General features: G+C 35.5%; 7 protein-coding genes. 1 reads left to right on the forward strand and 6 read right to left on the reverse strand.

Features of this window, described 5'->3' with window-relative positions; genetic code table 11:
• Window positions 1-49: 49 nt before the first annotated feature.
• The 3 genes from folC to B0186_RS08735 form a co-directional block, all read right to left on the reverse strand.
• The gene (folC, locus tag B0186_RS08725; protein ID WP_169832927.1) at window positions 50-1,378 is read right to left on the reverse strand and encodes a bifunctional tetrahydrofolate synthase/dihydrofolate synthase; all 1,329 of its coding nucleotides are present in this window, start codon (window positions 1,376-1,378) and stop codon (window positions 50-52) included.
• Window positions 1,371-2,270, reverse strand: a complete 900-nt coding sequence (gene accD, locus B0186_RS08730; RefSeq protein ID WP_078218974.1) for an acetyl-CoA carboxylase, carboxyltransferase subunit beta — start codon at window positions 2,268-2,270, stop codon at window positions 1,371-1,373. The genes folC and accD overlap by 8 nt, the downstream gene beginning before the upstream one ends.
• An 83-nt stretch (window positions 2,271-2,353) precedes the next feature.
• The gene (locus tag B0186_RS08735; protein ID WP_078218975.1) at window positions 2,354-3,313 is read right to left on the reverse strand and encodes an oxidoreductase; all 960 of its coding nucleotides are present in this window, start codon (window positions 3,311-3,313) and stop codon (window positions 2,354-2,356) included.
• Window positions 3,314-3,378: 65 nt separating this feature from the next.
• Here B0186_RS08735 and ybaK point away from each other — a divergent pair, with 65 nt between their 5' ends.
• Window positions 3,379-3,855, forward strand: a complete 477-nt coding sequence (gene ybaK, locus B0186_RS08740; protein ID WP_078218976.1) for a Cys-tRNA(Pro) deacylase — start codon at window positions 3,379-3,381, stop codon at window positions 3,853-3,855.
• A gap of 10 nt (window positions 3,856-3,865) precedes the next feature.
• On the opposite strand, the gene rnm is transcribed toward ybaK, so the two are convergent.
• The 3 genes from rnm to B0186_RS08755 all read right to left on the reverse strand — a co-directional run.
• Window positions 3,866-4,705: an RNase RNM gene (rnm, locus tag B0186_RS08745; protein ID WP_078218977.1), complete on the reverse strand. Its 840-nt coding sequence runs from the start codon at window positions 4,703-4,705 to the stop codon at window positions 3,866-3,868.
• Window positions 4,706-4,829: 124 nt separating this feature from the next.
• Window positions 4,830-7,568 (reverse strand): DEAD/DEAH box helicase family protein, encoded by a 2,739-nt coding sequence (locus B0186_RS08750; protein WP_078218978.1) that lies wholly within the window; start codon window positions 7,566-7,568, stop codon window positions 4,830-4,832.
• Window positions 7,568-9,011, reverse strand: a 1,444-nt coding sequence (locus B0186_RS08755; protein ID WP_143411949.1) for a site-specific DNA-methyltransferase, incomplete at its 5' end; no start/stop codon positions are given. The genes B0186_RS08755 and B0186_RS08750, both read right to left, overlap by 1 nt.

The raw sequence follows: 9,011 nt of genomic DNA on the forward strand, positions 1-9,011 counted from the left end.
TACTGTAAATAGCAATAATCCTAACTTTCGTAGTTAGGATTATTTTTTATCAAAGCAACTCTAAAAATGCACCAACTGTATAGAATGAGCCAAATACTAAAACCACATCATTTTCTGTGAAATTTTGCACCGCACTTTTTACCCCTTCATATACAGAAACATAAGTTTGTACTTTGAGAGCACTAGTTTGTGATATTTGTTGCAACGTCACAAATAGTGCATCACTACCCTGCCCTCTTGCGCCTTCTAAAGTAACTAAATTCCAATGATCAATAACATTAATTAAAGGTGTTAATATACCTTGGCTATCTTTATCTTTTAAAATACCACAGACTGCAATGATTTTTCCTGTTGATTTAGCTTTTAGTGCGGTCAGTTTTTCCGCTAAATATAAAGCAGCATGAGGATTATGCCCTACATCAAGGATAATTTGAGGTAATTTTTCAATTGGTTTTTCCGCTAATTTAGCTAAATTGGTTAGCTTATCTAATTTCATTTTTTGAAAACGTCCAGTCAATTCAACCTCTCGCAGAGATTTATGAATCACTGGTAATGAAATATCAAAAGGTAAATAAGGCAATGTTGCTAGAGCGGTTGCTGCATTTGCTAAAGGAATATTACAAATAGGCAAATTATCCATAGAGATAGTTTCCACTTTTGTTGTTTCCCACGCCCAACTATTTTCCTGTATGCTAAATGTCCAATCTGTATTACGACAAGACAGGAGCGCATTTAATTTTTTCCCATGTTCCAACAAAGTGCTAGGAATATTTGCCTCACCAATAATCGCCGGTTTATTTGGACGGAAAATACCTGCTTTTTCAAAAGCAATTTCTTCTCTCGTATTGCCCAAGAAATCCGTATGATCAATATCAATGCTGGTAATTACCGCAAGATCTGCATTAACAATATTAGTGGCATCTAAACGCCCACCTAAGCCTACTTCTAAAATAACCACATCTAAATTAGCCTGTTTAAATAGATATAGCGCAGAAAGCGTACTAAATTCAAAATAAGTTAAAGACTGTGATTTATGTTGTTCAATAAAGGCAAAGGCTTCTGTATGTAACTCATCGGCCAATTCTTGATTTTGAATTCTTACTCTTTCGTTATATCTAATCAAATGAGGAGATGAATAGACTCCAACACGCAATCCCGCATTCAACAACAGCATTTCTAATAAACGGCAAGTGGTTCCTTTGCCATTTGTGCCTCCAACGGTAATCACAAAAGGCGCTGGGCGTAATAAATCCAATTGCTGTGCAACAGATTTAACCCTATCTAAACCTAAATCAATAGCTTTAAAATGGGCGTTTTCTAAAAAACAAAGCCACTGTTCAAGTGGCGATGTTGATGTTAATAAATTTGAATTAGACATTATTAGATTGTTCTTCAATTAATTCAGGTTCAACAAATGGCGAAGGTTTGTTCATTAGCTTGCTTAAAAGATTAGCTAAGGTTTCACGCATTTCAGAGCGCTTAACGATCATATCAATAGCGCCATGTTCTAATAAGAACTCACTGCGTTGAAATCCTTCAGGTAATTTTTCACGTACAGTTTGTTCAATAACACGAGGACCAGCAAAACCAATAAGTGCTTTAGGCTCAGCAATATTTATATCGCCCAGCATAGCAAAACTTGCAGATACGCCCCCTAAGGTTGGATCTGTTAATACTGAAATAAAAGGAATGCCTTTTTCTTTCATTTTGGCCAACACAGCACTGGTTTTTGCCATTTGCATTAAAGAAAATAATGCTTCTTGCATACGAGCACCACCACTTGCAGAGAAACAAACAAACGGGCAATTTAACTCTATTGCTTTTTCTGCTGCTTGTACAAATTTAGCCCCTACCACAGAGCCCATTGAACCGCCCATAAAGCTAAAATTAGAAGCAGCAGCAACAATTGGCATACCATAAAGCGTACCAGAAACTGTAATCAAGGCATCTTTTTCGCCTGTTTCTTTTTGTGCAGCAGATAATCTATCTTTATATTTTTTCAAATCCTTAAATTTTAAAATATCTTTAGGTTCTAAATCTGCCGCAATTTCGACAGTACTGTCTTTGTCCAACAAAGCAATCAAGCGCTCTCTTGCATCAATACGCATATGATGACCGCACTTTGGACAAACTTCTAAATGGCGTTTTAACTCATCACGATACAACACTTGTTCGCAAGACGTACATTTTGTCCACACACCTTCTGGCACATTAGACTTTTTGCTACTTGAAGTTGTATTCTTACTAAAAATTCTATCAATCCAGCTCATTTTTAACCTTTATTTGTCAACTGAAAATTGGGCTTATTAGACCATAAATAAGGAGTGTTTTCCAGCATTTAACACAGCTCCGACTAGCCGATTAACTCAACTAATTTAACTGCCATTAGCGCTAAATTAAAGCGTTGTTCATCAGCCACAGACCAAAATTCTACGCTATTTTCCACCGCACTTTTTTCCATAACACTTAAGGCACTAATATGCAATTTGACATTTTCCTCTCTATTTTCGCTTTCGCCATTGCTTACAGGCGTAACAACTTTCTCAGCATGGTATTGGGTCAACTCACTTTCTTGCCAAGCTTGTAATTGGCTTTCTATATCAATTGCATAATCTGAAAGTGTGGTCACAAATTGCCCCATACCATAAAAAACTGGGACTTGAATTTGATGAAATACTACATTGTCTAATTGAGGATAAATTTTTTGCAGTTGCGCCGCTAAATTTTGATTTTGCACGGGGAATACATCGAAAGCCAAACGCTGCTGTTCTTCATCGAGGGGAATACCATTTAACAATTGTGCGGTCTGCCCTGCGAGCTTAGCAACTTGTTCAGCATTAGTATAAGAGGCTGGCAATAATGAAGTAATGACAACTTGTCGAATATTATCAACCATCTTGTTAATAGCTAAAGCACATTGCGTGACTTGTGGATTTGGCAAAGAAACAATATTTCTTTGACGCAATTCAACTACTTGTTCTTCATTAATACTTGGAACAACCACAGGAATATCAGAAATATTTGCACAAATCCCTAATACATCAATGACGATACAACCGGCATCCGCTGCTTGTGCAAGCAGATTAGCTTGCTCCACGCTACCAGCGAATAAAACATAGTTAAACTCACTCCAATCAGCCTCTTCAGATGCAATTTGCGCCACCGCTTTATTTTTAAAACGAACACCTTGTTCCTCATTGAAAGGAATAATCTCAACAATTTTTAGACTTTCAATTTCAAGTTGACTTTGCTCTAAGGTTTCAGCAATTTTCTCAGCCAGTTCAAATTCTGCGGCAATAGCAATATTTAACATTTTTCTCTCTTATAACTTCGGGTAAAATAATGGCGCATTTTACAAAATAATTAAGAGAAAAGAAAATGACACCCGCAATTGATTTACTGAAAAAACATAAAATTCCTTTTACTTTACATACTTATGAACACGATCCAAATAATACCCATTTCGGCGATGAAGCAGCAGAAAAATTAGGTATTCCAACAACCCAATCTTTTAAAACATTACTTGTTGCCGAAAATGGCGATCAAAAAAAGTTGGCTTGTTTCGTCCTTCCCACTGCTAATATGCTGAATTTAAAGAAAGCAGCAAAAGCGATTGGTGCGAAAAAAATAGAAATGGCCGATAAAGAAATAGCGCAAAAAAGCACTGGTTATTTAGTGGGCGGTATTAGTCCTTTAGGGCAAAAGAAACGCCTTAAAACTGTTATTCATCAATCGGCATTAACTTTCGACAAAATTTTTGTTTCAGGCGGAAAAAGAGGACTTAGTGTTGAACTTAGCCCTCAAGATCTTGCTCAGCTTACCTCTGCTGAATTTATTGATATTGTTGATGAGTAATAAAACAAACTTAATTTTCTACTTGAGATAAAAGTTGCCAAACTGGGCGACAATTTTCTGGCAAACCTAAGGATTTTCCTAATTCAATCCAGCCACATGGGAAATGGAAATCGGAACCAACAGAGCTGTATAAACCATATTCTTCTGCCCAACGAGCAAGTAATAAACGCTGATCCTTAGTTTGCCCACAACCAGCAACCTCCATTGCATCCCCCCCCCATTGTTTAAAATCAGCAATAAGGCGTTTAATCCATTTTGCTGTCATGGTATAGCGCAAAGGGTGAGCAAGCACAGCAATACCACCTGCTTGATGAATAATCTCAATTGCACGAGGAATATCAACCCACTGCGCCTTAACATAAGCCGACTTACCTTGTCCTAAATATTTCTTAAAAGCTTGATTGTCATTGGCAACTTTGCCAATTTGCACTAAATAACGCGCATAATGCGCTCTTGTCACCTCTCCATTAGCCAGTTTTTGCGTTTCAGCAAAAGCATTTACAACGCCTAAACGTTCTAATTTTTGTCCAATTTCAACCGCTCTTTGTAAACGAAGTTCTGCTTGCTTAGTTAAAAGGGCGGTCATTTTTTCAGAAGTTTCATCAAAGCCCAAGCCAACGATATGAATTGCACGATTCTCCCAAGAAGTCGAAATTTCAACGCCATTAATGAAGGAAATACCTAATTTTTCCGCTTGCTCACGAGCCTGCGATAAACCAGAAATCGTATCATGATCAGTTAAGGCTAAAACATTTACCCCTTGTTGATGTGCTCTTTGCACTACTTCTTGCGGCGACAACATCCCGTCAGATGCGGTGCTATGACAATGTAAATCGTAAATTTTATTCATGTTTTTCCTAATTCAGTTGTAAAGCCTTAATGACGCAAGGGCGCTATCTTAACAAAAATGCTTGTGTATAAATATAAAAAAAGTGCGGTTAAACCCACCGCACTTTCAAGGCAAAGGCATTGAATTAAGCGCAGAAATCATTAAATGACTGTGAAAATTGCTCAGAATTCTCCGTATAAAATGGCAATCCAATCAATCGATAATGTGGTGTTTCTTTGTGCAAAATGCGATCTTTACCATATTCAGCACTAATTTGCTGTAAGAAAGTTTCTTTCCATTGATCTTTTTCTGTTAAATGTTCACCTTTAGGTTCAATGAAAATTTGATAATGTAAGAAATCATCTACACCTTCAACGGCGGATTTTTGCTTCGTTTTGAGCAATAAAATAAAATCAGGCATAAAGCCCTCACCATCGGCAAAATTGCTTAATTTGAATACTTCTTCGTTTCGCAATAAATGGAAATCGTAGTTTTCGCTCAAATCTCCCATTCGTTTGGCAATGAAATTGACAAGTTCCGCCTCTAAACTTGTACCAGCAAAATGATCTATTGCATACCAATCAGGTTTTGCTACTTCATCTTTAATTAGCTCTTTTTTCACCCATTTTTGTTTTGCCGTACCAAAAACTTGCCAAAGTTTTTTAGCGGTAAATTCTTTTGTTCCAATAAATTGGCAATCTTTTTCATTTAAATGCTGTTCCATTTTTTCAAGAATTTGCAAACAAGCCTGCAACTTATCTTGATTAGAGACGCCACGATAGACATCTAAGCCTAAAAATTCGACTTTCCACTCACTTAACAAATCGGTTTGCAATTCTCGACGACTTTTAATCGCCAACTTGTCACGCAAGCGATGAAAATGAAATAAAGATTGGCTATTTTTACCCTTAATATGAATGGCTTTATTGAAAATGTGCGGTTCAATTTCTTTGATTTTTAGCGTTAAAGAGCGGTTTTCCTCCACACCTAATTGCAAGGTTTTTTCTGCTTGTTCATCAACTTTAAATTGAACTTCTTGCACAAGATTATTGCTATGCACTTGATAAGATAAACAGAAATTCAGTGCCCTTAAACTATTGCCATTATTGGCTTTGGCATAAGGATTTTTTACTTTTTTATTTGCCCAAATCAGTAAATTTCTAAAACTTTGGTTTTGAGCCAGTTCAGGCTTAATGGCAAAAGTGACTTTTACTTTATCCTCTTTTTCAGGAAGATAACCATCTTTACGTAATTCAGATTTTAGTTCTGAAATATAGCGAGATTGCTCATCAAAAGTATAATAAAAAAGCTCTTCTAAAATTTTAAGTTCGTGTTCAATGCCATCAAATTTACGCTTATTTGGCAATTTTTCTTCAAAAGCAAAAGGAAAATATCTCACACCACGACCAATCAGCTGTTTTTCAGATACAGTAGCGGCTGCTGTTTTACCACTCTTTTTGGTTGAGCCGCCAGAATTTTGCCCTTCATATAATCGGACAATATCAAACAAATTCAACACATCCCAGCCTTCAGTTAAACGATCCACAGTAAAAATAGCTCGCACTGGATTATCTATTGCCTCCAAATTGTTGAGCAGTTTTTCCGTTTCTGCATCAGTTTTTTCTGTTTTCGTTTTGTTAGTCTGTGAGTTGGTAATAATCACATTATGATGCTGATAATTCCCTTTCACCCAATTCGCCAAATGCTCAAAGGTAAACTGATTGTCCTGCATAAACTGTAAAGCTTGCTCAGTGCGAGTTTTGCCTTGCTGATTGGCATTATCGCCATCGCTCAAATTCTGTAAGAGTGCGGTCAAAAAAGCAAAATCTTGACCGCTTGCATTTTGTGTCCAATGTAAAAATTGCTCATAATCTTCACGAGAGTTGTCAATGGTTTTACTGCGAAACAACATCACAGGTTTGAAGTTAGCTATTCCGTATTTAATGGCAATTTGATGACGATACCAAGCAAATAATAAGGCGTGTAATACTCGTTCTTTTTTCGCCAAGGTAGAAGAAACAAGATTGATTTCTTTCGTAAATCCAGCTTGTAAGAAATCTTTTAAGGCAAATTTGGCGATAATCTTATCTGCATATTTTTTCGCAATTTCTTCGTTTTCAGGCAAGGTTGCGGTAAATTCCAACAGTACATTTTCACTTGGTTTACCATTTTTATTTAATAGCAATTCTAAAACTAAATGCTCCCAACCTTTACGTTCAATTTCATCGCTACTCGCCTTGCCACTTATTTCTGTATTGAAATCAAATGCGGTCTGTTTTTTCTTGGTTTGTGTATTTAAATGATGAGCCTCATCACCTAGCATCACAATATTGAGCTGATGTAAATCCGATAAAGTCGTTTGATTTTCACGTTCAATATGAATATCGTTATAGAGTTTTTGAATACTGGTAAATTTAATTTCAATACCTTGTGGCGATAAACTAAACGTATCGACTTTTTTAATAGGAATAACTTGATCGCTCAATAATATTTTGGGTTGAAATAAATATTTATTATGATTGCTATCAATAAAATTATTTTCTGTTTTATCGACAATATTATTTTGATTAACAAAAAATAAAAAATGACGATAGCCTTTTTGGTAATAATATAAAATCAACGCCGCCATCATCATGGTTTTTCCCGCCCCCGTTGCCATATTAAATAGCAAATGAGTAGGTTTATTTTTAAGTTCTGGAAAATCTTTAAAGTATTTAGTGCGGTCAAAAATTAAAAAGTTTTCTAATGCGGATTTTTGCCAATCAAAAAATGGATATTTTAGATTTTTGCTGACAAACTCAGGAATGGCGAATTTATTTTCATCACCATCTTCAAGATAAATCTCTTTACGAGACTCAATAATATCAACTAAATTCTTTTCCATTATTTCACCCCATAAAATTGCTGATTTAATTCTCTATCTTCATCAGATAAACAAGCGGCAAATTGCTCATCTTCAATATCCGATAAATTGACATAAAGTTGATTTAAATCGAGCATTTCCAGCATCATTTGTTTTTGTTCATCAAGAGATAATTGCTGGAACTCCGCTTCCTGCATAATTTTGCTAAATTGCTCAATATTGAGGTTGTATTTGAGGAAATATTGCTCACAAAGTTGTTCAAAGAGCGGTGCTAATTGAGCAAAATTTTTACAATGTTGAATTAATTCTTTAGCTGTTTGATTAAATTGAGTAAGCTCAAAATAGACAAAATCGCCACCGCTCTGCCAATTTACCACTTTAGAAATTCCCCCTTGCTCACCCTCAATGACTTTCTTCAAACGCTCAACGGATAAGGTTTCAATATAATCCATTTGCTCAATGCCAATATACTGACGGCCCATTTTATGGGCAACAGCGGCAGTTGTACCTGAGCCGAGATGATAGTCTAGGACGATGTCTCCTTCTTTTGTATGAGCTTCAATAATCCGTTGCAGTAATTTTTCTGGTTTCTGCCCTTTTAACTCATCTCCATTTAACATTTTGGATACGCTTTCACCTGAAAAACTAACAATTGCAATACTATTTAAATCATCATATTCATTAGCATTCCACACATCTTCTAATGGATAACGTTCTGGACGATTGTTGTAATTAAATTCATCTAAAATAGATTTCATTACATCTTTTTCAATATTAAACTTTTGAAAAGTTTCTTTTGCTTTTGCATCTAATTTTATAAGCTCTTTGAAATTATTATTTTGAATATAATGCTTATTAAAATTTAATGATGTGTGATTTCTGGAATAAAACAAAATTGTGTCATGATTTCTAACATAATTTGATACAGCTGTTTTATATCCTGATACCCAACCAATACGCCAGATAATTTCTCGTTGGAAATTTTGCTCGCCAAAAATTTCATCCATTAATACTTTGCAATAATGGACCTCGTTATAATCTAAATTAATATAGATTGCGCCATCATCAGTTAATAATTCTTTTGCAATTTCCAACCTATTTTTCATAAAAGTAAGCCAAGTTGAACGACTAAATTTATCATTATATTTAAAGCCATCATTCCCCGTGTTATAAGGCGGATCAATATAAATAAGTTTTACTTTATTGCGAAATTGCGTTGCTAACGAATGAAGTGCGATTAAATTATTGCCTTTAATAATTAGGTTTTCAGCAATGGTTCCATCGGAATGACGTTTTATTTGATTGACAGGTTGTTGACCTTGGGCATTATAGCGAGTGAATTTTGATAGGGCTTTTGGATCAAATAGACGATCAATTTCATCAAAAGCTAAAACTTGGTTGAAGAAAATTTCTTGACGTTTTCTTGTTTTTTTCGTGTACAATTCTGCTGTGCTGTGCTGTGCT

This window comes from Canicola haemoglobinophilus (assembly GCF_002015075.1).
In the GTDB taxonomy this organism is placed as follows: domain Bacteria; phylum Pseudomonadota; class Gammaproteobacteria; order Enterobacterales; family Pasteurellaceae; genus Canicola; species Canicola haemoglobinophilus.